23 protein-coding genes are annotated in these 20,772 nt (G+C 68.3%); 8 read left to right on the forward strand and 15 right to left on the reverse strand.

Annotated elements, in window-relative coordinates; all coding sequences use genetic code 11:
• Positions 1 to 137 precede the first annotated feature (137 nt).
• Both E0H75_RS31950 and E0H75_RS31955 read right to left on the reverse strand, forming a co-directional pair.
• Entirely contained in the window at positions 138 to 359 is a 222-nt protein-coding gene (locus E0H75_RS31950) for a hypothetical protein (protein WP_238163377.1), read from the reverse strand.
• Positions 356 to 550 (reverse strand): hypothetical protein, encoded by a 195-nt coding sequence (locus tag E0H75_RS31955; RefSeq protein ID WP_131517425.1) that lies wholly within the window; start codon positions 548 to 550, stop codon positions 356 to 358. Before E0H75_RS31955 ends, E0H75_RS31950 begins: the two co-directional genes overlap by 4 nt.
• 447 nt (positions 551 to 997) lie before the next feature.
• Here E0H75_RS31955 and E0H75_RS31960 point away from each other — a divergent pair, with 447 nt between their 5' ends.
• Positions 998 to 1,870, forward strand: coding sequence for a helix-turn-helix domain-containing protein (locus E0H75_RS31960; protein WP_202873278.1), 873 nt, complete (start codon positions 998 to 1,000; stop codon positions 1,868 to 1,870).
• Positions 1,871 to 1,890: 20 nt separating this feature from the next.
• Here E0H75_RS31960 and E0H75_RS31965 read toward each other — a convergent pair whose 3' ends face one another.
• The 4 genes from E0H75_RS31965 to E0H75_RS31980 all read right to left on the reverse strand — a co-directional run bounded on the left by E0H75_RS31965 (position 1,891) and on the right by E0H75_RS31980 (position 4,534).
• Positions 1,891 to 2,517 carry a DUF2461 domain-containing protein gene (locus tag E0H75_RS31965; protein ID WP_131517426.1) on the reverse strand — a complete coding sequence of 209 codons (627 nt, stop codon included), beginning with the start codon at positions 2,515 to 2,517 and terminating at the stop codon, positions 1,891 to 1,893.
• Between the two features lie 19 nt (positions 2,518 to 2,536).
• Positions 2,537 to 3,694 (reverse strand): epoxide hydrolase family protein, encoded by a 1,158-nt coding sequence (locus E0H75_RS31970; RefSeq protein ID WP_131517427.1) that lies wholly within the window; start codon positions 3,692 to 3,694, stop codon positions 2,537 to 2,539.
• A gap of 41 nt (positions 3,695 to 3,735) precedes the next feature.
• Entirely contained in the window at positions 3,736 to 4,041 is a 306-nt protein-coding gene (locus tag E0H75_RS31975; RefSeq protein WP_131517428.1) for a hypothetical protein, read from the reverse strand.
• A gap of 214 nt (positions 4,042 to 4,255) precedes the next feature.
• Positions 4,256 to 4,534: a DUF1905 domain-containing protein gene (locus E0H75_RS31980; protein WP_131517429.1), complete on the reverse strand. Its 279-nt coding sequence runs from the start codon at positions 4,532 to 4,534 to the stop codon at positions 4,256 to 4,258.
• A 78-nt stretch (positions 4,535 to 4,612) separates the two neighbouring features.
• Between E0H75_RS31980 and E0H75_RS31985 the strand changes: the two genes are divergently transcribed.
• Positions 4,613 to 5,125 carry a GNAT family N-acetyltransferase gene (locus tag E0H75_RS31985; protein ID WP_238163378.1) on the forward strand — a complete coding sequence of 171 codons (513 nt, stop codon included), beginning with the start codon at positions 4,613 to 4,615 and terminating at the stop codon, positions 5,123 to 5,125.
• Here the strand turns inward: E0H75_RS31985 and E0H75_RS31990 are convergent.
• The 8 genes from E0H75_RS31990 to E0H75_RS32025 all read right to left on the reverse strand — a co-directional run bounded on the left by E0H75_RS31990 (position 5,079) and on the right by E0H75_RS32025 (position 12,906).
• Positions 5,079 to 6,062, reverse strand: coding sequence for a cation diffusion facilitator family transporter (locus tag E0H75_RS31990; protein WP_131517431.1), 984 nt, complete (start codon positions 6,060 to 6,062; stop codon positions 5,079 to 5,081). The genes E0H75_RS31985 and E0H75_RS31990 overlap by 47 nt on opposite strands.
• On the reverse strand, positions 6,059 to 6,472 hold the full coding sequence (locus E0H75_RS31995) for an ArsR/SmtB family transcription factor (protein ID WP_131517432.1): 414 nt from the start codon (positions 6,470 to 6,472) through the stop codon (positions 6,059 to 6,061). The genes E0H75_RS31990 and E0H75_RS31995 overlap by 4 nt, the downstream gene beginning before the upstream one ends.
• Positions 6,473 to 6,510: 38 nt before the next feature.
• Positions 6,511 to 7,149 (reverse strand): response regulator, encoded by a 639-nt coding sequence (locus E0H75_RS32000; protein WP_131517433.1) that lies wholly within the window; start codon positions 7,147 to 7,149, stop codon positions 6,511 to 6,513.
• A complete protein-coding gene (locus E0H75_RS32005; protein ID WP_131517434.1) occupies positions 7,146 to 8,297 on the reverse strand; it encodes a sensor histidine kinase in 1,152 nt (383 codons plus the stop codon). The genes E0H75_RS32000 and E0H75_RS32005 overlap by 4 nt, the downstream gene beginning before the upstream one ends.
• Positions 8,298 to 8,304: 7 nt before the next feature.
• The gene (locus tag E0H75_RS32010) at positions 8,305 to 8,775 is read right to left on the reverse strand and encodes a hypothetical protein (RefSeq protein WP_131517435.1); all 471 of its coding nucleotides are present in this window, start codon (positions 8,773 to 8,775) and stop codon (positions 8,305 to 8,307) included.
• A 256-nt stretch (positions 8,776 to 9,031) separates the two neighbouring features.
• The gene (locus E0H75_RS32015; protein ID WP_131517436.1) at positions 9,032 to 10,630 is read right to left on the reverse strand and encodes an ABC-F family ATP-binding cassette domain-containing protein; all 1,599 of its coding nucleotides are present in this window, start codon (positions 10,628 to 10,630) and stop codon (positions 9,032 to 9,034) included.
• Positions 10,631 to 10,762: 132 nt separating this feature from the next.
• Positions 10,763 to 12,139 (reverse strand): sensor histidine kinase, encoded by a 1,377-nt coding sequence (locus E0H75_RS32020; RefSeq protein ID WP_131517437.1) that lies wholly within the window; start codon positions 12,137 to 12,139, stop codon positions 10,763 to 10,765.
• Positions 12,140 to 12,222: 83 nt separating this feature from the next.
• Positions 12,223 to 12,906 (reverse strand): response regulator transcription factor, encoded by a 684-nt coding sequence (locus tag E0H75_RS32025; RefSeq protein WP_131517438.1) that lies wholly within the window; start codon positions 12,904 to 12,906, stop codon positions 12,223 to 12,225.
• 167 nt (positions 12,907 to 13,073) lie between these two features.
• Here E0H75_RS32025 and E0H75_RS32030 point away from each other — a divergent pair, with 167 nt between their 5' ends.
• The 6 genes from E0H75_RS32030 to E0H75_RS32055 all read left to right on the forward strand — a co-directional run bounded on the left by E0H75_RS32030 (position 13,074) and on the right by E0H75_RS32055 (position 19,856).
• The gene (locus E0H75_RS32030) at positions 13,074 to 14,870 is read left to right on the forward strand and encodes an ABC transporter substrate-binding protein (RefSeq protein ID WP_131517439.1); all 1,797 of its coding nucleotides are present in this window, start codon (positions 13,074 to 13,076) and stop codon (positions 14,868 to 14,870) included.
• A gap of 5 nt (positions 14,871 to 14,875) precedes the next feature.
• A complete protein-coding gene (locus tag E0H75_RS32035) occupies positions 14,876 to 15,856 on the forward strand; it encodes an ABC transporter ATP-binding protein (protein WP_131517440.1) in 981 nt (326 codons plus the stop codon).
• Complete coding sequence (locus tag E0H75_RS32040) at positions 15,853 to 16,866, forward strand: ABC transporter ATP-binding protein (protein ID WP_131517441.1); 1,014 nt, start codon at positions 15,853 to 15,855, stop codon at positions 16,864 to 16,866. The genes E0H75_RS32035 and E0H75_RS32040 overlap by 4 nt, the downstream gene beginning before the upstream one ends.
• Positions 16,863 to 17,789, forward strand: a complete 927-nt coding sequence (locus E0H75_RS32045) for an ABC transporter permease (protein ID WP_131361844.1) — start codon at positions 16,863 to 16,865, stop codon at positions 17,787 to 17,789. Before E0H75_RS32040 ends, E0H75_RS32045 begins: the two co-directional genes overlap by 4 nt.
• 2 nt (positions 17,790 to 17,791) lie before the next feature.
• Complete coding sequence (locus tag E0H75_RS32050; protein ID WP_131517442.1) at positions 17,792 to 18,751, forward strand: ABC transporter permease; 960 nt, start codon at positions 17,792 to 17,794, stop codon at positions 18,749 to 18,751.
• A 112-nt stretch (positions 18,752 to 18,863) separates the two neighbouring features.
• Positions 18,864 to 19,856 carry a 2-dehydropantoate 2-reductase gene (locus tag E0H75_RS32055; RefSeq protein ID WP_131517443.1) on the forward strand — a complete coding sequence of 331 codons (993 nt, stop codon included), beginning with the start codon at positions 18,864 to 18,866 and terminating at the stop codon, positions 19,854 to 19,856.
• On the opposite strand, the gene E0H75_RS32060 is transcribed toward E0H75_RS32055, so the two are convergent.
• The gene (locus E0H75_RS32060) at positions 19,833 to 20,735 is read right to left on the reverse strand and encodes a GNAT family N-acetyltransferase (RefSeq protein WP_131517444.1); all 903 of its coding nucleotides are present in this window, start codon (positions 20,733 to 20,735) and stop codon (positions 19,833 to 19,835) included. The two genes, E0H75_RS32055 and E0H75_RS32060, sit on opposite strands and share 24 nt — an antisense overlap.
• Positions 20,736 to 20,772: the final 37 nt, after the last annotated feature.

Consider the following 20,772-nt stretch of genomic DNA (forward strand, 5'->3'; position numbering starts at 1 on the left):
GGCGATCTGAGCCGCCTTCGGGCGTCGAGGTATCCACGAGTCCGCCGACCCGCACAAGCGGCGTACGGCGGCAGCGAACGACGAAGGCCGGCCCCTCGACGAGGAGCCGGCCTTCGGTGCTGTTGGGGGTGGTGGGCCTACTGGACGGTGAGCGGCCAGAGCTGCTCGCTGCGCGGCAACTCGGAGGCCGCGCCGCCGGCCGCATTGTCAACGGTGATTCGCAATCCGGTGAACTTCGGCGTCATCACGCGCTGGTACCGCGAGGCGCGGTCCGGCTCCGCGGTGTACTCGGCGATCAGGTGGTCGCCCAGCCAGATCCGCACCATCTTCCGTCCTCCTGCTGCTCGCTCGGTGTTCATGGGGCCAGGCTCACGATCGGGTCGCCGTCGAGATGGCGCACGCCGCGCAGCCAGCCCTCGAAGGCCCAGCGCTGTTGCTCAGGGCAACGCGCGACCAGTTCCTGGATCTCCCGCTCCGTCAGCTCGTCGGGAGCGCGGCCACCGGCGATGTCGGCGGTGTACTCGGCTGCCTCACTGTCGTCGTCGTTCATCGACTCGGGTTCCCCAACCAGTCATGCCAACGGGGGGCCGTTGGCGGCCTGTAGGACCGGCCTGCTGCATCACGCGATGTCACTTTTCGCGAGATCCAGCTCACCTTCTGTGCATGAATCAATCATGGCGTCGGCACGCTGCGAATGCAAGCGCCCGATGCACGTGCATCCGCACGTTTTCCGATTCGATACCCAAATCGGCCCTTCACCCGCCTGTCAGCCCCCTGAATCGGCACATTTCGAACGGTGTTCGTCGCCGATTTTGGCGCAACTTTGTCCTGACAAAAAGATCTTGAGTTACCAGACAATTACTACTCTGCGTGACGAGTCGCTCCGGATCGGCGGGACTTATGTAAGAACTCCGGCAGATCGCCTCGCGAGCGTGCGATGATGTGCACCTGCGGGCGAGTTGTCGCTGGTGAGAGCTGCTGGGGCGTGGAGGTGGGTGTGACAAAGTCGGGCGCGCACAGCGGGCCGACCGCGCTTCGAATCATCCTCGGAGCGCACCTGCGGAGGATGCGGGACGCAGCAGGGATCAGCCGCTCCGACGCGGGGTGGGAGATCCGCTCGTCGGAGTCGAAGGTCAGCCGGATGGAGCTGGGCCGCGTCGGCTTCAAGGAACGCGACGTCAGCGACCTGCTCAGTCTCTACGGGCTGGACGACAGCGAGGAGCGCGAGCGGCTGCTGGCGCTGGCCCGCGATGCGAACAACCCGGGCTGGTGGCACCGCTTCGGCGATGTGCTCCCCAGCTGGTTCCACTCCTACCTCGATCTCGAAGCCGTCGCCCAGCTGATCCGTAGTTACGAGCTCCAGTTCGTACCAGGCCTGCTGCAGACGCCGGAGTACGTGCGTGCCGTCGTGCAGCTCGGCCGCGGCCTGATCCCGGCCGAGGAGATCGAGCGCCGCGTCTCGCTGCGGGTGAACCGTCAGCAGGTCCTCACCCGGCCCGACCCGGTGCGTTTGTGGGCCGTCATCGACGAGTCCGTACTGCGCCGGCCGATCGGCGGGAAGAAGGCGATGCAGGCGCAGTTGGAGTACCTGCTCGAGGCGAGCCACATGCCGAACGTCACGCTGCAGGTGGTGGAGTTCGGCTCAGGTGGCCACCCCGCGACCGGCGGCGCGTACAGCATCCTCCGGTTCCCGGAGCAGGACCTGCCGGACATCGTCTACATCGAGCACCTCACCAGCGCGCTGTACCTGGACAAGCCCGAGGATCTCGACACCTACACAGGCACCATGGAAGCCCTGTGCGTCGCGGCTCCGCCGCCGAACCAGACCCGCGACATCCTGGCCAAGGCGCTCAAGGAGTACGACGCCTGACGCTCCGGCGAGCGACGCACTCAGGAGTTGTCGGACAGCCACGTGAGTAGCGGTCTGGTCGCCTTCCAGTCCGCGCGGATCAACGCGGCCAGCTCCGGCGTGTGGATGACCGGCTCGAACCCGTAGGACTTGCTGACCGTCAGGGACTTGTGCCGGAGCAGGTCGATCCGCGGGTGCTCCGGGTCGTAGCCGCGCGGACTCGTCTTCAGCTTGTCGCCGCCGACCGTCCAACCGGTCGCGGTCAGCTTGGCCAGTAGCTTCTCCAGCTGCTTGCCCCGCCGGTCGTCGTCGATCGCGGCGCGAACCCGCGCCAGCCGTTCCGAACTCGCCTCGTAGAAGCCGGCCGCGACCCGCACACCCGGAGCCGCCACCTGGATGTACCAGCCGGTCGACGGAGCCACGTCGATGAACGCACCCTGGTGCGTCTTGTACGGCGACTTGTCCCGCGCGAACCGGACGTCGCGGTACGGCCGGAACAACTTCGCCGGACCGAACTCCGGCTCGAGCTCCGCGAGCAACGCGGACATCGGCGCTTTCACCGACTCCTCGTAGACGTGCTTGTGCGCCGTCCAGTAGGTCTTGCTGTTGTCCATCTCGAGGTCGTCGTAGAAGTCCAGCGCCGCCGCCGGGAACCCGGTGAAACTCATGCGGTAACGATAGTTCGGCTCACTTCAGCATCTGGAAGAAGGCCCGGATGTCGGCGACAAGGACGTCCGGCTGCTCGAGGGCGGCGAAGTGGCCGCCGTGCGGGTGACTGGTCCAGCGGACCACGTTGTCAGTGCGGGCGACCTTGTGCCGGAGCGGGATGAAGTTGTCGTAGGCCAGGTCGAGCAGGGCGGTCGGGGTGGTGGACGGTTCGGCCGGCTGACCCCAGTACGGCGCGTGGCCTCGTTCGTAGTAGATCCGGCCGGAGGATCCCGCCGTACGGGTGAGCCAGTAGAGCATGACGTTCGTCAGCAGGAGATCGCGGTCGATCGTGCTGGCGGGGTCGGACCACGCTTCGAACTTCTCGACGATCCACGCCAGCTGCCCGACGGGTGAGTCGGTCAGCGCGTAGGCGACGGTCTGCGGGCGCGTCATCTGCAGGTCGGCGTACCCTTGCAGTTCCTTCGTCCAATGCTGGAACCGTCGCCAGGACGCCCAGGTACGTTCGCGCTCTTCCGCGTCGAGCGGCTCCAGTTCCGCCGGCGTCGGCTCGGAGGTCGCACCGCCTCCCGGGATGAGATTGAGGTGTACGCCGATCACCTCGTCGGCGTGGATCCGCCCGAGCTCCCGCGAGATCCCGCCACCCCAGTCACCACCCTGTACGCCGTACCGGTCGTAGCCTAGCCGGGACATCAGGGCGGACCAGGCGTTGGCAACGCGGAGCAGTTCCCAGCCGGTCTCCCGGGTCGGTCCGGACAGCCCGAAGCCCGGGATGCTCGGGATGACGAGGTGGAACGCATCCGCCGGGTCGCCGCCGTACGCGCGCGGGTTGGACAACGGCCCGGCGACCTCGGTGAACTCGACGATCGAACCCGGCCAGCCGTGGGTGATGATCAGCGGCGTCGCGTCCGGCTCCGGCGAGCGGAGGTGGGCGAAGTGCACGTTGGCGCCGTCGATCGTGGTGGTGAACTGCGGCCACTCGTTCAGCCGGGCCTCGGCCCGGCGCCAGTCGTACTCATGCCGCCAGTACTCGACGAGTTCCTGCAGATGAGCCAGCGGTACGCCGTACTCCCAGCCGGTGCCAGGCAACTGGTCCGGCCATCGGACCAGGTCCAGTCGTGCGCGCAGGTCCGCCAGTTCGGTCTCCGGCACGTCCAACCGGAATGCTTCGACAGTCACGGCCGCAGTCTGTCGCGACCACCTGCTGGCTGCACCTGAATTCAGGCGTTCACCTTGGCGCGGACGACCCTGGCGAGGATGACCCGGACCGTGACCGCCGCGATCAGGCACAGCACGCCGGCGCTGAGCACGATCGTGACCAAGGTGCCCGCGCTGTTCAGGGCACCGTCGCACGCCATCGGCGTGACCCCACCGGCCGGCTGGAAAGCCGAACCGCAGTCCGTGCCGCCGGCCGAGACCGACCGGAAGCCGAGCGCCAGCCCGCCGAGGACCAGCACGGTCCCGGCGATGGCGAGAATCTTGTTCAGTGTCGTCACGACGACCCCGGCACAGTTGGTTTCGGGCACGCCGACGGCGTACCCCGTGAACCCCGTTGCACTTCGTTCACTCCTGACTTCGACTGACCACCCGGACCGAACTTACGGTCCGGCGCCGGATGATCCCCACCCGTGCAGGCCGTCAGGACTGATTCTTCACACAGTCCTTACTCAGGACATGACCGCCCGTGACCACGGTCTCAACGGGGCTGTGGCGCCGGTCACGCGCCGGAGGCTAATCGGTTCAGCCGAGCCGTTCCTGCAGGTGAACGGTGATCTCGTCGCCCGGCTCCTTGCCCAGCCGGTCCCGCAGGTCACCCTTCACCGGCAGCTTGTGGGTGCCGTCACCGAGCGCCATGAACGAGCTCTCGAACGGCTGGCCGTCCATCGTGCCGCGGACCTTGACCAGCCCGCGGGTGCCGAAGTACTCCGCCGAGCCGGGCATCTGCAGGTAGGTCCAGCCGCCTTTGGCCGGGCTCTTCTGCAGCGGCGCGGTGAACGTCTTGTCCAGTTTCTCGCTCATCGTGAGCTCCTCTCTACACACCTAGGTAGAGGCCGGTGGACGGGTTTCGACATGGTCTGCCGAACTATTCTGAGTTTCGTGCAGATCTCCATCCGCCGCGCGGGGCGGGACGACGTACCGGCGGTGCTCGCACTGCTTGATGGGGCGACCGAGTGGCTGGTCGCTCGTGGACGGACGGATCAGTGGGGCACGGAGGCGCACTCGACCAATCCGCGCCGGGTCGCGCAGATCACCGGGTTCGCCGACGACGGGCTGTGGGTTGCCGAGGCGGACGGCCGGGTGGTCGGCGCTCTGGCGGTCGGGCCGGCGATGTCGTACGTACCAACCGTGGACGAGCCGGAGCTGTACGTCCGGCTACTGGTGACCGATCGGGCGTCCGCGGGCCATGGCATCGGTGGCGAACTGCTCGACCACGCGCGTGGGTTGGCGCGCGAGGCCGGCGTCAGCCTGATCCGGGTGGACTGTTTCGCGGGCGGGGACGGCGCCCTGGTGCGGTACTACGAGAAGCAGGGATTCGTGCGGGACGTGGAGTTCACCGTGCCGGTCAATGATTGGGAATGGCCGGGTCAGGTCCTGTCCCAGCGGCTGTGATCGAGCGGTGCACGGTACCGTGCGCGTCGCTGCAGTGCGCGTCGCGATCGTTGCCGGAGGCATGGTCTACCTGGAGCGTCGAGTGGGTCAGCTGATGGCGCTCGGCCAGTAGCCCCTCGATCTTGACCCGGATCTGGTGGCAGTCGAGACCTTGCGCGACCAGGATGTGCGCGGATGCGGCCGGTTCGCCGGACGTGATCTCCCAGACGTGCAGGTCGTGCACCTCGACCACGCCCTCGACCGCACACAGTTCTGTGCCGAGGGCCTGCGGGTCGATCCGGGCCGGCGCTGCCTCGAGGAAGATCCGGCCGGAGTCGCGGACCAGCGAGACGCCCGCCTTCAGCATCAGCGCGGCGACCACCAGCGCGGCGATCGCGTCGGCGCGGGCGAAGCCGGTGAGCAGGACGACGAGACCGGCGATGGCCGTCGCGATGAACGCGAAGAGGTCGTTGAGGATGTGCTGGAACGCGCCCTCGACGTTCAGGCTGGAGCGGTTCGCCTTGCTGATCAGATAGGTGGCCAGCAGGTTGACCGCGATGCCGACGACACCGGTGATCAGCACCAGGGCGCCCTTCACCTCGGGCGGGTCGATCATCCGGTTGACCGCTTCATAGACGAAGTACGCCGCCAGCAGGAGCAGCGTGATCCCATTGGCCTGGGCGGACAGGATCTCGACCCGCTTGAAGCCGTACGTGAACCCGCCGGCCGGCGGACGGGCGGCCAGCCGGATCGCGATCAGCGCGAGGATGATTGCGATCGCGTCGGTGAGCATGTGCGCCGCGTCGGTGATCAAGGCCAGCGATCCGGCCGCGAGACCGACTACAACCTCGGCCACCATGAAGCCGACGATCAGTGCGAGCGCACCGCTGAGCAGCTTCCGGTCCGCTTCCGCACTCACCCCATGGCCGTGCCCGTGGCCGTGTGCCTCGGCGGTCATGCCCCGGACCTCTCCGGGTGGATCGCGTCGGTGTGCTCGGTGTGCGCGACGGCGAGGTCGACCAGCATCCGCACGTGTGCGTCGTCCAGGCGGTAGTACGCCATCCGGCCGTCCCGCCGTACGGCGACCACGCGGTGGGCACGCAGCAGCCGGAGCGCGTGCGAGGTCGCGGACTCGCTGAGGCCGGTCACCGCGGCGAGGTCGCAGACGCACAGTTCGCCGTCGAGCAGCGCCACCAGCAGCTTCAGCCGGCGCGGATCGCCGAGCAGGCTGAAGACATCGGCGGTGTCGACGATGTCGTCCTCCCCCGGCATCCTGGCATTGACGCTCGCCACCCGTTCCGGGTCCACGACCCGGACGTTGCAGGCGTCGATCGCCGCGCTGCCCTGCACATCTGCAGAACTCTTCATATGTCGACGGTAGTGCAGCGGTCACCGCCAGGCAACAATCAGGCCAGGCCGAGGCGGTAGGCGTACGCGACGGCTTGGGCGCGGTCGCGGAGGTTGGCCTTGGCGAAGAGGTGGTTGATGTGCGTCTTGACCGTGGCCTCGCTGACGACCAGGCGACGGGCGATCTCCGTGTTCGACAGTCCGTCGGCGATCAGGCGCAGTACCTCGATCTCGCGGGGTGTGAGGCCCGAGCCGGCGAGGTCAGCGGGCTTTGGGGTTGCGGCGCCTTCGATCAGGCGGCGCTGGACCTCGGCGTCGAGGATGGATTGCCCGGCCGCGGCCGCTTGCAAGGCCCGCCCGATCGACTCGGCATCCGCGTCCTTGGTGAGGAACCCACGTGCACCGGCGCGCAACGCGGACAGCACCGATTCGTCGTCGCTATAGGTCGTGAGTACGACGACCTCCGTGCCGGGGTGGTCCGCGCGGACCCGCCGGGTTGCTTCCACGCCGTCGCACTTCGGCATCCGCAGGTCCACGAGCAGGACGTCGGGGTTGTGCTCGGCAACCAATCGCACGGCTTCCTCGCCGTCGGAGGCGGCCGCGACGACGTCGATCCCGGGCAGCAGCTTGAGCAACGTGACCAGGCCGTCGCGAACCACAGTCTGATCGTCGGCGACCACCACGCGCACTGCACTCATACCGGAATCCTCAGTTCTACCCGCCAGCCCTCGGACGTCGGACCGGCCTCGACCGATCCGCCGACGAGGTCGGCCCGTTCCTTCATCCCGAGCAGACCATAGCCGCCGGGCGTCGGCTGCGCCGGACGCTTCCCCGGCCTGTCCTCGACGGTCAGCCGGACATCATCGGCGTACCGGAGCCGTACGTCGACCGGTGCGCCCGGCGCGTGCTTGCGGGTGTTCGCCAGCGCCTCCTGCAGCGTCCGGTACAGCGTGCTCATCACGTCGGCGGACAACTCCCGCGCCTCCCCCTCCACCTCGAAGTCCGCCGCTGCCCCACTCTCCAGCCGGTACGACGTGACCAGATCGCCGAGCGCCCGTACGTCGGGAACCGCGTCTTCCCGCAGCGCGGCTACGGCACGCCTCGCCTCGGCCAAACCTTCGACCGCCAGCCCCTGCGCTCGCGTCACCTGCTCGACCGCCTCGGGCGATGCGCCGTCCCGGATCAGCATCAGCCGCGCGCCTTGCAGACTCAACGACAGTCCGGCCAGCGAATGCGCCAGTACGTCGTGCACGTCGCGGGCAATCCGAGCGCGTTCGGCCAGGGCGGCGGCGCGGCCGTGTTCCTCGATCGCCGCCTGCTTCCGGGCCAGCGAGACTTCCAGGTCCTCGAGCTGGGACTCCCGGTTCCGGCGGTTGATCGAAGCCAGTACCAGGGCCACCAACCCGAAGGCCGGTCCAACCGCCCCCGCCACCGAACCGGCCGTGACGTAGAGCGGCACCGAGGCACCCACCACACCGATGACGACCACCGCGATCTCGCGCGGCCCGGCCCGGTGATATCGGACCGCCGCTCTCGACACCCAGAACGGCAGCAGGATCAACGGACTCTGCGGCAACGCGAACCACAGCAGCGATCCGGCGACCGCGAACACCAGCAACCCGTAGGTGGCGTCGCCCAACGGCTCGCCGTACCGGAGCCCGAAGAGCGAGAAGTTGCTGATGACAACAAGTACCGCGAGGACGAGGATCACCGGGTACGGCAGCCGGTGCGGGTCCCCGCCGCCCGCGAAGACCAGCGTTCCGATCGTCAGTACGCCGGGGAACGCACGGATCAGGAGCCCGGGCGCGCTGGCGGCCCGCACCCGGCTCCTGAGCGTCGACGTCATACCGTCATCATGCCCGTTCGACCGCGAGCGGGATGTGCATGCTCAGCGCCCGGCGGTAGATCATCGCGTTCTGTGCGGCGATGGTGAGACCGATGGTCAGCGCGAGCGTCGCGTGGTTCAGCGTGCCGTGCGGCCAGATCGCCGGCGCGGTGAACGCGGCGCCGATCCGGATCCCGAGCGTCGCGATCCAGAGCGCGAGCGTGGCACCCGTCCCCTTCTGGTACAGCCCGTCCTCGCGCTGCGTGAGGTGCAGACTCGCACCGCGGGACAGGCCGAGTCCGACCAGTACGACGCAGTCCAGCATCAGGAACGCGATCTCGCCGGTCGACGCCGTACCGAGCGCCGCCGGTAGCGGCAGCAAGCCGATGATGAGCAGGATCGCCGGCATCAGCATCAGCGACCGCTGCGTGACCAGCGACCCGGTGATCTGCCGGCCGACGACCCGGAACAGCACCCACAGCCCTACCAAGATCCCCACCACTACTCCGGCCGACATCTGTCAGTTCCTTTCCGAGGAGGTTGTTCGTTGCTGGTGACAACACTCCCCGGATCCGGTCCCCTGAACGTCAGCCCGCGGTTCGCACCCGGGTGGATCCCGGATCTCAACCCCAGGGTTGACCCCGCCCAGCCCACGTCTGCTGGGCTGGCCCACGAGATGGTGGGTTGGCCCACCGGAATCCGGTTGGCCAACCCACCCGGGGCTGGGTCAGCCCATCAGACGGGTGGGGACGGGGTCAGGCGAGGGAGACCAGGTCGAGGTAGTCGTCGGACCAGAGGTCCTCGCTGGCGTCCGGGAGGATCAGCACCCGGTCCGGCTGCAGGGCCTCGATGGCACCCTCGTCGTGGGTGACCATGACGATCGCGCCCGGGTAGCTGCCGACCGCGCCCAGCACCTCGTCCCGGGAGGCCGGGTCCAGGTTGTTGGTCGGCTCGTCCAGCAGCAGCACGTTGGCGCCGGAGTGGACCAGCCCGGCGAGCGCCAGTCGGGTCTTCTCCCCACCGGACAGCACGTGGGCCGGCTTGTCCGCGTCGTCACCGCTGAACAGGAACGAACCGAGCACGTTCCGGACCTCGCCGTCGGTCAGGCCGGGCGCGACCGACGCCAGGTTCTGCCGGACGGTGCCGGCCAGGTCCAGGGTGTCGTGCTCCTGGGCGAAATACCCGAGGCGCAGCCCGTGACCTGGCACGACGCGGCCTTCGTCCGGCTCCTCCCGGCCCGCGAGCAGCCGGAGCAGGGTGGTCTTGCCCGCGCCGTTCAGCCCGAGAACGACGACCCGGCTGCCCCGGTCGATGGCGAGGTCCACGCCGTTCAGCACCTGGAGTCCGCCGTACGCCTTCTTGAGGCCGACGGCGGTCAGCGGTGTCTTCCCGGACGGGGCCGGAGCGGGCAGCCGGATGCGGGCTACCCGCGCGGCCCGGCGTACCGGCTCGAGGTCGGAGAGCAACTTGTCGGCCCGCCGCGCCATGTTGCGCGCGGCAACGGCCTTGGTCGCGCTCGCCTGCATCTTCTGCGCCTGGGTGTGCAGGACCGCGGCCTTGCGTTCGGCCGTGTTGCGCTCCCGGGTACGGCGGCGCTCGTCGGTCTCCAGCTGTTCGAGGTACTTCGTCCAGCCGGTGTTGTGGATGTCGATCGTGACCCGCAGCGGATCCAGGTGGAAGACCCGGTTGACCGTTGCCTTGAGCAACTCGCGGTCGTGGCTGATCACGATCAGGCCGCCGGGGTACGACAGCAGGAACGAACGCAGCCACACCACCGAGTCCGCGTCGAGGTGGTTGGTCGGCTCGTCGAGCAGCAGCGTGTCGTGCTGCGCGAACAGGATCCGGGCCAGCTCGACGCGACGCCGCTGACCGCCGGACAGCTCGCCGACGGGCTGCTCGAGGGCGCGGTTCGGCAGACCGACGCCGGCTGCGAGCCGGGCCGCCTCCGCCTCGGCCGCGTACCCGCCGCCGGCCTGAAACTGCGCCTCGGCCCGTGCGTACGCCGCCATCGCGCGCTCCTGCGCGTCGCCGGTGGCGGTGCTCATGGCGGCCTCGGCCTCGCGCAGCTTGCGGACGGCGACGTCCAGGCCGCGGGCGGACAGGATCCGGTCCGTGACCGTGACGGCGGGGTCGGCGGCGCGCGGGTCCTGCGGCAGGTAGCCGATGGAGCCAGACACGGTGATGGAGCCGGTGGCTGGGCGGTCCTCGCCTGCCAGCGTCTTCAGCAGAGTGGTCTTGCCGGCGCCGTTACGGCCGACGAGCCCGACGCGATCGCCGGGGCTGACGTGGAACGACAGGTCGGACAGCAGCAGCTGGGCGCCGACGCGAATATCTACACCGTTGACGGTGATCATGATGGTTACTCTCCGTGATAGCCAAGGGACGCACTTCGGGTACGGAAGCGGGTCCCGCAGCTAGACACAGAGGCAAGTAGCCATAAATCCAAGTTACCGACTACCTCAAGGTCCCGTCACTCGAATTACTACTCAGGGGGTTTTGGCGGGGAGTTCTACTACGAAGCGGGCGCCGCCGGAGGGGCGGGTGGTGACGTGGATGGTGCCGTGGTGCCATTGGACGTGGCGGGCGACGATGGCCAGTCCCAGGCCGACACCGCGACCTCGGCCACTGGTTTCGCCGCGGCCGAAGCGCTGGAAGATGCGCTCGCGATCCTCCGGCGCGATCCCGGGACCGGCGTCGTCGACGGTGATGATCACGCCGAGCCCACCGGCCTCGACGCCGACACCCTTGCAACCCCCGGCGTGGTCCTCGGCGTTCTCGACCAGGTTCGCGATCACCCGCTCGAGCCGGCGCTTGTCCGCCTGCAGCGTCAGCCCCTCGGCCTCCGGCGCGACCGTCGTCACCTCACGTCCGGCCGTCGCGTCGGCCGCAGCCCGGACCAGGTCAGCGATCCGCACGATCTCCCGGCTGCCCTGATCACCACCGTCGTCCCGCGAGATCTCCAGCAGATCGATCACCAGCCGCCGGAACCGATCCAGGTCGTCACCGAGCAACTCGACCGGCTCCCGCACTGCGCTGGGAAGCTCAGTCCGATGGTTCTGGATCAACTGCATCGAGTTGAGCATCGTCATCAACGGCGTACGCAACTCATGACTCACGTCACTCGCGAACCGCGCGTCCGCCGCCACCCGCCGTTCCAGATTCGCCGCGGTCTGGTTGAACGATCGGGCCAGCCCGCCGAGGTCCCGGTCGTTCTCCGCCTCCAGCCGCGCATCCAGCCGCCCGCGCGCCACCGCGTCCGCCACCTTGGTCAGCGCCGCCAGCGGCCGCAGCGCCAGCGTGCTCGCCAGCCGTCCGACCGCCAGGCCGATCATCGCGGTCACGATCGCCGCGGCGACGAGCGTGATCTTCAGCGTCCGCAGCGTCCCGTCGAGACTCGCCAGCGGGTGCCATTCGAAGAACGCGGTACCCGGCTGCTTCATCGGTACGCCGACCGCCAGCACGTGCTGCCCGCCCACGGTGAGACTTCGATTCGCCGCCGTACCGTTCCGGACTGTGGTGACCAGGTCGGTCGGCAGGTCGGACGGCTTCCCGGTCAGGGAGTACCAGGTGTTGTCGTAGTAGACCATCGAGGCGGCCGCATCCGTGGACGGCAGGCTGGTCAGCAGATCCGTCACGCCGACGTCCGGGTCCGGCGTCAGACTGCCGCACTCGGCCTGCTGACGCACCGGCCGGCACGGCTGTGGTGCGCCGAACAGCCCGTAGTGGAACGCCGCCGCGTTGTCGGCCGTCTCGACCATCGCCGAGGACTCGCGCTGCTCGGTGAGGTAGTCGGACACGACACCCCAGGTGACCAACGCCAGCACGGACGACAGTCCGAGCGCGAGCAGGCCGTAGGCCACCATCACACGCCCGCGCAGGCCGGGCTTGAGGCCCGTCCTGCCCCATCGCAGCCCCAGTCGCCGCCCCAGTCGCCGTCGCCGCAACGTCAGCTCACCAGTCGATAGCCCAGGCCGCGGGCGGTGACGAGATGCTTCGGACTGGCCGGGTCGTGCTCGATCTTCAGCCGCAGCCGGCGGATGTGTACGTCGACGATCCGGCTGTCACCGAAGTACCCGTAGCCCCAGACCTTGGACAGCAGTTGCTCACGGCTCAGTACCTTGCCCTCGGCCCCGGCCAGCTCGGCGAGCAGCTTGAACTCGGTCCGGGTCAGCGGCAGCACGGAATCGCCGCGGGTCACCTCGGCCCCGGGAACGTCGATCGTGAGGTCACCGACCACGAGTACGTCGGGTTGCCGCGCGTTGGCCGGCTCGACCCGGCGCAGCAGGGCGCGGATCCGGGCCGACAACTCCTTGGCAACGAGTGGTTTCGTCACGTAGTCGTCGGCACCCGCCTCCAGCCCGGCGACCACGTCGTGACTGTCGGTGCGCGCGGTCACCATGATGACCGGTACGTCGCTGGCGCGGCGGATCTCGCGGCAGACCGTGAATCCGTCCCGGTCCGGCAGCATCAGATCCAGCAGCACCACGTCCGGTGGTTCCCGGCGCAGCGCGGCCAGAGCGTCGTACCCGTTGGCCGCCTCGGCGACCTGGTACCCCTCGTCCTCCAAGGCGAGCCGGAGCACCCGACGGATGCGTGGCTCGTCGTCGACCAGTAACAGGCTGTGTGGCACGCATCCAGTGTCCCGCACCACCGGAGCGGGCGGCGGTTACGGCTGTCATGAATCCGTCATGTTCGCGCCGGGCCGAAGGTGACAACCTCTTGACGCTTCGGTGACCCGGGCGGACGGCGCGCGGAAGGGTCCTAATTTCGGCGCTATCGAGTCCCGGAGGAGGACCAATGGCCAGAAGACGGCTGGCGGCAGTATCCCTTGCCGCCGTGGCGGCGCTCGTCGCGCTCGCCGCATGCAGTAACGGTGGCACGACACCAACCGGATCCGGAGGTGACAGCGCCACTCCCGTGAAGGGCGGAACCCTGAACATGCTCGGGGCCGGCGACGTCGACTACATGGATCCCAACATCAGCTACTACTCGGTCGGCTACCTGGGTCTGCGGCTGTGGAGCCGGCAGTTGTTCACGTACCCGGCCGAACCGGGGGGCAAGAACACCTCGCCGGTCGCGGACCTGGCCATGGACACCCCGACCACCGCGAACGGCGGGCTGAGCGCCGACGGCAAGACGTACACGATCAAGATCCGCCCGGGAGCGAAGTGGGGTACCTCCCCCGCCCGCCAGGTGACGGCGGCCGACGTGGTCCGCGGCGTGAAGCGCACCGCGAACCCGGTCCAGCCTTTCGGCGGCATCCCGGACTTCGCCAACCTGCTCGTCGGGTACAAGGCGTTCGCCGACGGGTTCGCCAAGGCCCCGAAGACGGTCGCGGGCCTGAAGGACTACATCGAGAAGACCCCGCTGCCCGGGGTGGAGGCCAAGGACGACGCGACCGTCGTCTTCCACCTGACCCAGAAGGCGACGTACTTCGTCGACATGCTGACGCTGTCCGCCTTCTCGCCGGCTCCGATCGAGTCGCTGAACTACCTGCCGGCCAGCACGGAGCTGGGCAACCACTTCCCGTCCGACGGGCCGTACAAGATCGACTCGTGGGTGCCGACCAAGTCGATCAACTTCTCCCGCAACCCGGCCTGGGACCCGGCCAGTGACCCGGTCCGCAAGGCGTACGTCGACAAGATCGTGGTGAACGAGACCGTCACCCAGGACTCGGTCCAGCAACAGCTGCAGACCGGTACGCCGACCGCCGACATGGAATGGGACGTCGCACCGCCGCCGTCGCAACTGGCCGGCCTGCAGGCGAAGAAGGACCCGAATCTCAACATCGGCGACACCGCGAGCACGAACCCGTACGTCGTCTACAACACCGCCTCGCCGAACAACAACAAGGCGCTGGCGAACCCGAAGGTGCGGCAGGCGATCAGCTACGCGATCAACCGGGACCACATCATCCAGGTGCTCGGCGGCAAGACGCTGAACCCGCCGCTCACCCATGTCCTGCCGGACGTGATCCTCGGATCGAAGCCGAACGACCCCTATCCGTACAACCCGGACAAGGCCAAGCAGTTGCTCGCCGAGGCCGGCTACCCGAACCTCACGCTGAAGTTCCTCTACCGCAACGCGAGCGAGGGCAGCAGCAAGACGTTCCAGACGATCCAGCAGGACCTGACCAAGGCCGGCATCACGGTGACCGGCGTACCGTCGCCGAACGCGGACTTCTACGTGAAGTACCTGCAGGTGCCGGACGTGGCCAAGCGCGGGGTCTGGGACCTGTCCCTGGCCAGCTGGGGCGCGGACTGGTACGGCAACGCGGCGCTGTCGTTCTTCAACCCGCTGTTCTCGGGTGAGCCGTCGTTCCCGCCGGTGGGCAGCAACTTCGGTCTCTACAACGACCCGCAGACCAACGACCTGATCGACCAGGCGATCGCCGCGCCGACGACGGACGCCGCCGCGGAGCTGTGGGCCAAGGCCGACGCCCGGGTGATGGAGCAGGCCGCCTTCTACCCGGTGACCAACAACAAGCAGTCGAGCTACCACGCCACGCAGGTGCACAACGCCATCTACGTTCCGTCCCTGCAGAACTTCGACCCGGCGAACGTCTGGCTGTCCCAGGACAAGCAGGGCGGCTGAACCTCATGGCCCTGCTTGAAGTAAGAGATCTTCGGGTCTCCTTCGACACCCCGGACGGCACCGTCCGCGCCGTCCGGGGCCTGTCGTTCGACGTCGAGGCCGGACAGACGTTGGCGGTGGTCGGCGAGTCCGGGTCGGGCAAGAGCGTCTCCACCCAGACCATCACCGGTCTGACCCGCGGCGCCCAGGTGTCCGGTACGGCGTTCTTCGACGGGACGGATCTCATCAGCGCGGACCAGTCGACCCTGCGCAGGTTGCGCGGGGCGCAGATCGGGATGATCTTCCAGGACCCGCTGTCCAGCCTGCACCCGCACTACCGGATCGGCTGGCAGATCGTCGAGATGATCCGGGCGCACGACACCGTGATCAGCAAGCAGGCGGCCCGGCAACGGGCCGCCGAGCTGCTCACCCTGGTCGGCATCCCGCGGGCGTCGGAGCGGATCGACGACTACCCGCACCAGTTCTCCGGCGGGATGCGGCAGCGGGTGATGATCGCGATGGCGATGGCGCTCGACCCGGCGCTGCTGATCGCGGACGAGCCGACGACCGCGCTCGACGTGACCGTGCAGGCCCAGGTGCTGAACGTGATGCGCCGCCTGCAGGAGCAGTTCGGTACGGCGATCATCCTGATCACCCACGACCTCGGCGTGGTGGCGGAGATGGCCGACGAGGTGGTCGTCATGTACGCCGGCGCGGTGATGGAACGGGCACCACGCCGCGACATCTTCTATCGCAACCACCACCCGTACACCCAAGGTCTGCTGGCATCACTGCCGGCCCGCAGCGGCGACCGGCTGACCCCGATCGCCGGCAGTCCGCCGAGTCTGATCAGCCTGCCCGCGGGATGTCCGTTCGCCGCCCGCTGCCCGCACGTGTTCGACAAGTGCCGCACGGAGGCGCCGCCGCTGAGCGACGTCGGTGGCGACCCACGACACCAGTCGGCCTGCTGGCTGCCCCACACCGTGAGCGAGGCGATCGCGTCATGAACGACGTACTACTCAAAGTCGACGACGTTCGTAAGGAGTTCCCGACCCATTCGAAGGAGGTGGTCCATGCGGTCGACGGGGTCTCTCTCGAGGTGCACAAGGGCGAGACGCTCGGGCTGGTCGGCGAGACCGGCTGCGGCAAGTCGACGCTGGCCCGCTGCATGGCCCATCTGTACGACGTGACCTCGGGCTCGGTCTGGTTCGACGGGAAGGAGATCAGCACGCTGTCGCGGCGGGCGATGCGGCCGGTCCGCCGCGAGGTCCAGGTGATCTTCCAGGACCCGTACGGCTCGCTGAACCCGCGCCGCCGGGTCGGCTCGATCATCGGCGACCCGTTCGCCATCCACGGCATCGCGTCCGGGCTGGAACGCAAGAAGAAGGTCCAGGAACTGATGGAGCTGGTCGGGCTGAATCCCGAGCACTACAACCGGTTCCCGGCCGAGTTCTCCGGTGGCCAGCGGCAACGAATCGGCGTCGCGCGGGCGCTGGCGCTGCGGCCGAAGCTGGTGATCTGCGACGAGCCGGTGTCGGCGCTGGACGTGTCGATCCAGGCGCAGATCATCAACCTGCTGGCCGATCTGCAGAAGGAGTTCGACCTGACCTATGTGTTCATCTCGCACGACTTGTCCGTGGTCCGGCACGTGAGTGACCGGATCGCGGTGATGTACCTGGGCAAGATCGTCGAACTGGCGCCGACGCACGAGTTGTTCGGGCAGACACGTCACCCCTACACGCGGGCGCTGCTGTCCGCGTTGCCGGTGGCGGATCCGGACACGGCGGACAGCCGCGAGCAGATCATCCTCGGTGGCGACATCCCGGCCGCGACGAACCCGCCGGAGGGGTGCAGGTTCCACACGCGGTGCCCGAAGGCGCGCGCCGACTGCGCCGCGGGTGAGCCACCGCTGATCTCCGTGCTCGACGACCAGCAGGACCACCGGACCGCCTGCTTCCATCCGCTGACGATCGGCGAAGACATGTCGACCGCCGTACCGGACCTGAAGGCATCATGACCGCGGCCATCGAAATGGTCGACGTTGTCGACGAGCCCAAGGCGATCGAGGGCCGCAGTCCGTTCGTGCTGGCGTTGCGGCGGCTGCGCAAGGACAAGGTCGCGATGATCTCGCTGGCCGTGATCGTGCTGATCGTGCTGATGGCGATCTTCGCGCCGGTGTTCGCGGCGATCACCGGGCATCCGCCGAACGAGCAGTACCGCGACATCGGGCTGACCCCGGACGGGTTGCCGCGCGGGCCGAACGGGACGTTCTGGCTCGGCACGGACGACCTCGGCCGGGACATCCTGGTCCGGATCGCGTACGGCGCCCGCGTCTCGCTGCTGGTCGGGGTCATCGCGACCGCGATCACCGTCGCGATCGGCGTCGTCCTCGGGCTCGCGGCCGGGTTCCTCGGCGGGGTCGTCGACACGGTGCTCGCGCGGCTGATCGACGTCGTACTGTCCGTGCCGTTCCTGCTGGTGGCGATCGCGCTGGTGTCCGTCACCGGACCGAGCCTGACGGTGACCGTGCTGGTGATCGGGTTCTTCAGTTGGGCGTCGGTGGCCAGGATCGTGCGTGGGCAGGTGCTGTCGCTGCGCGAACGCGAGTTCGTCGAGGCCGCCCGGTCCCTGGGCGCCGGCGATCGGCGGATCATGTTCGTCGATGTCCTGCCGAACGTGCTGGCGCCGGTGATCGTCTACACCACGCTGCTGATCCCGGTGGTGATCGTGACCCAGGCGACGTTGTCGTTCCTCGGGCTCGGGCTACCGCCGCCAACGGCCGACTGGGGCGGAATGATCAGCGCCTCGCAGAACTACTACACGACCGCCTGGTGGTTCATCCTCTTCCCCGGCCTGGCGCTGCTGATCACGACGCTCGCGTTCAACCTGTTCGGTGACGGGGTCCGCGACGCCTTCGACCCCCGCGCAGATCGGACCTAGTGATGGCACTCTTCCTGATCCGCCGGCTGGGCCACGGACTCCTGGTCCTCTGGCTCATCACGGTGGCCGTGTTCGCTCTGTTCTTCGTTGCCCCGAGCAACGTCGCGCAGACGCTGGCCGGCCGGCAGGCGACGCCGGAGACCGTTGACCTGATCAAGCACCGGCTCGGGCTGGACCTGCCGGTGTGGAAGCAGTACCTGCACTTCGTCGAGAACGCGCTGCACGGCAACCTCGGGTACGACTACTACCACCAGGTGCCGGTGACCACGATCATCGGGACGGCGCTGCCGATCACGGTCTCGCTGGCGCTCGGAGCCGCCGTACTGTGGTTGCTGCTGGGTATCTTCAACGGGGTCATCTCCGCGGTGCATCCACGGTCGTTGGCCGATCGCGGGCTGACGCTGTTCTCGTTGTTCTTCTACTCGTTCCCGTCGTTCCTGCTCGGGTTGCTGCTGCTGTACTTCCTGTACTTCCGGCTCACGCTGGCCGGGTTCCACTGGTTCCCGGCAGGTGGATACTCTCCACTGACCGCCGGCGCCGGTGCCTGGTTCCAGCACCTGCTGCTGCCGTGGGTAGCACTGGCTTTGTTGCTTGCGGCCACCTATACCCGGTTGACCCGAGGCTCGATGCTCGACGTACTCGGCGAGGACTACATCCGGACTGCCCGGTCGAAGGGCATCCGGGAGAGCCGGGTGATCGTCCGGCACGGTCTGCGCAGCGCACTGACTCCGGTGGTCACGCAGTTCGGCATCGATCTGGGTCAGCTGATCGGTGGTGTCGTCGTCACCGAGACCGTGTTCAGCCTGCCCGGCCTCGGGCAGACCGCGGTGACGGCGATCAACCAGCAGGATCTCCCGGTCATCATCGGGATCGTCCTGTTCGCCTCCGCCGCGGTGGTGGTCGCGAACATCCTGGTCGACATCGCGTACGCCTTCCTGGATCCGCGGGTTCGACTCCACTAGTTGTACCGAAGGACAGGAGGTAGTGGCCGGCTGGTTGGCCCCTCAGGGGTGGGCCAAGCGGAGCCGCGCCGGTCAGCACTGACTACCTCCTGTCCTTCGGTACGGTGGTGCCGTGTCGATCGTGGTGTACGGCGCGGGTGGGATCGGGTGCTACGTGGGCGGACGACTGCTCGCGGGCGGGGCCGACGTGGCGTTCGTCGGGCGGGAACGGATGGCGGCCGAGGTCGCGACCCATGGATTACGCCTGACCGACTACCTCGGTGCTGATCTCCGGGTTGCCGAGGTTCGGTACGAGACCTCGCCCGAGGCGGCCGGGGCGGCGGATCTGGTCCTGCTGACGGTCAAGTCGGCCGCGACCGAGGCCGCAGCCGACGAGTTGGCCGGTGTGGTCAAGCCGGGCACTGTCGTGGTCAGCTTCCAGAACGGCATCCGCAATGGTGACGTCCTGCGGGAGCGGCTGACGGACCAGGTCGTGGTGCCCGGGATGGTCCCGTTCAACGTCCTGAACCGTGGCCAGGGAGTCTTCCACCAGGGCACCGCCGGCGCGCTCGATGTCCAAGAGCATTCAGGTCTGGCGCCGTACGTCGGGGGCTTCGCAAAGGCCGGCCTTCCGTTGAAGCAGCACGACGACATCCTGCCGGTGCAGTGGTCGAAGCTCCTGCTCAACCTCAACAACGCGATCAACGCACTGTCGGATCTCCCGTTGCGCGACGAGCTGTCCCAGCGCACGTACCGCCGCTGCCTCGCCGCCGCGCAGGCCGAGTCACTCGCGCTCCTTGCTGCTCACGGCATCGAACCGGCCCGGATCCTGGCCGTGCCGATGCGCCTCTTCCCAGCAGTCCTCCGCCTGCCCGACTTCCTGTTCTCCCGCTTCGCGGGCTCGGTCCTCGCGATCGACCCGCTCGCCCGGACCTCCATGTGGGAAGACCTCAAAGCCGGCCGCCCCACCGAGATCGACTACCTGAACGGCGAGGTCGTCCGCCTGGCCGAAGCCCTCGGCCGCAAAGCTCCGGTCAACGCCAAACTGATCGAGTTGATCCACAAGGCCGAGACCAACCACCACCCCTGGCCCGGCCCCGAGCTACTCCGCGAACTGCAGCGGTAGCTCCGCGCGAACATCGACGCTCACGATGCCGTAGGTGAAGCCGAGGTGCTCGTTCAGCCGGCGCATGTTCTCGTTGCCGCGCTGGGTCCACGTGTAGATCTCGGTGATCCCGTGCTCGGCCGCCCAAGCCATGCTCGTTCGCTTCAAGGTCGCGGCGACGCTCTTGCCGCGCCAGTCCGGATGGACGGCGGTGTAGGCGACCTCGGCCCGCTCCGGTTGGTCCGTGTCGAGCATCAACCCGGCGACCCCGATCACGTCGTCACCGACGACGGCCATGAACATCGCTGCCGGGTCGTTGATCCACTCGGTCTCCCACTCCTCGGCCGAGACGTCCATCGGTGCCGGCACATCCAGGTCGGGAAGAGTCGGCACCGCCACCTGCTCGTACGCCTTCGCCCAGAGCTCGGGCCGCTCGGCCACGGTCACGATCCGGTACGCCGTCGGCTGCTCCGGCCACCGCTCGGTGCCTATCGGGCGGAGCTGCTCGACCTGGCGGTTCGTCTCGGTGAAACCGAAACGCTCGGCGAACGCACGTGACTCCTCGTCGTCGACCGAGCAGCCCGCGAACTGGTAGCCCTCGGCAACGGCATGCTCGGTCAGCGCACGCAGCAACTCGGTGCCGGCCCCTTGCCGCCGGGCCTCGGGGCGGACCCGCGGCTTGACGGCCGCACGACCTGCCTCGCTGGAGTGATCCGACATCCCATTGCCCACGACCGCGCCGTCCATCACGGCCAGCACCAGGAGCCGTCCCGGCTTCGCCAGCTTCTGCAGCTCGGCCACACTCGGGCAGCGCTCGTACGGCTGCACATCGAGCCGGACCGCTCGCCAGTCCTCGTAGTCCTGCTCCGACTCGACCGGCCGGATCACGATCTCACCCATGGCCCCACCTTGCCCTACCCGGACCTGGTGCGCACTC

This window comes from Kribbella capetownensis, from assembly GCF_004331485.1.
Lineage (GTDB): Bacteria > Actinomycetota > Actinomycetes > Propionibacteriales > Kribbellaceae > Kribbella > Kribbella capetownensis.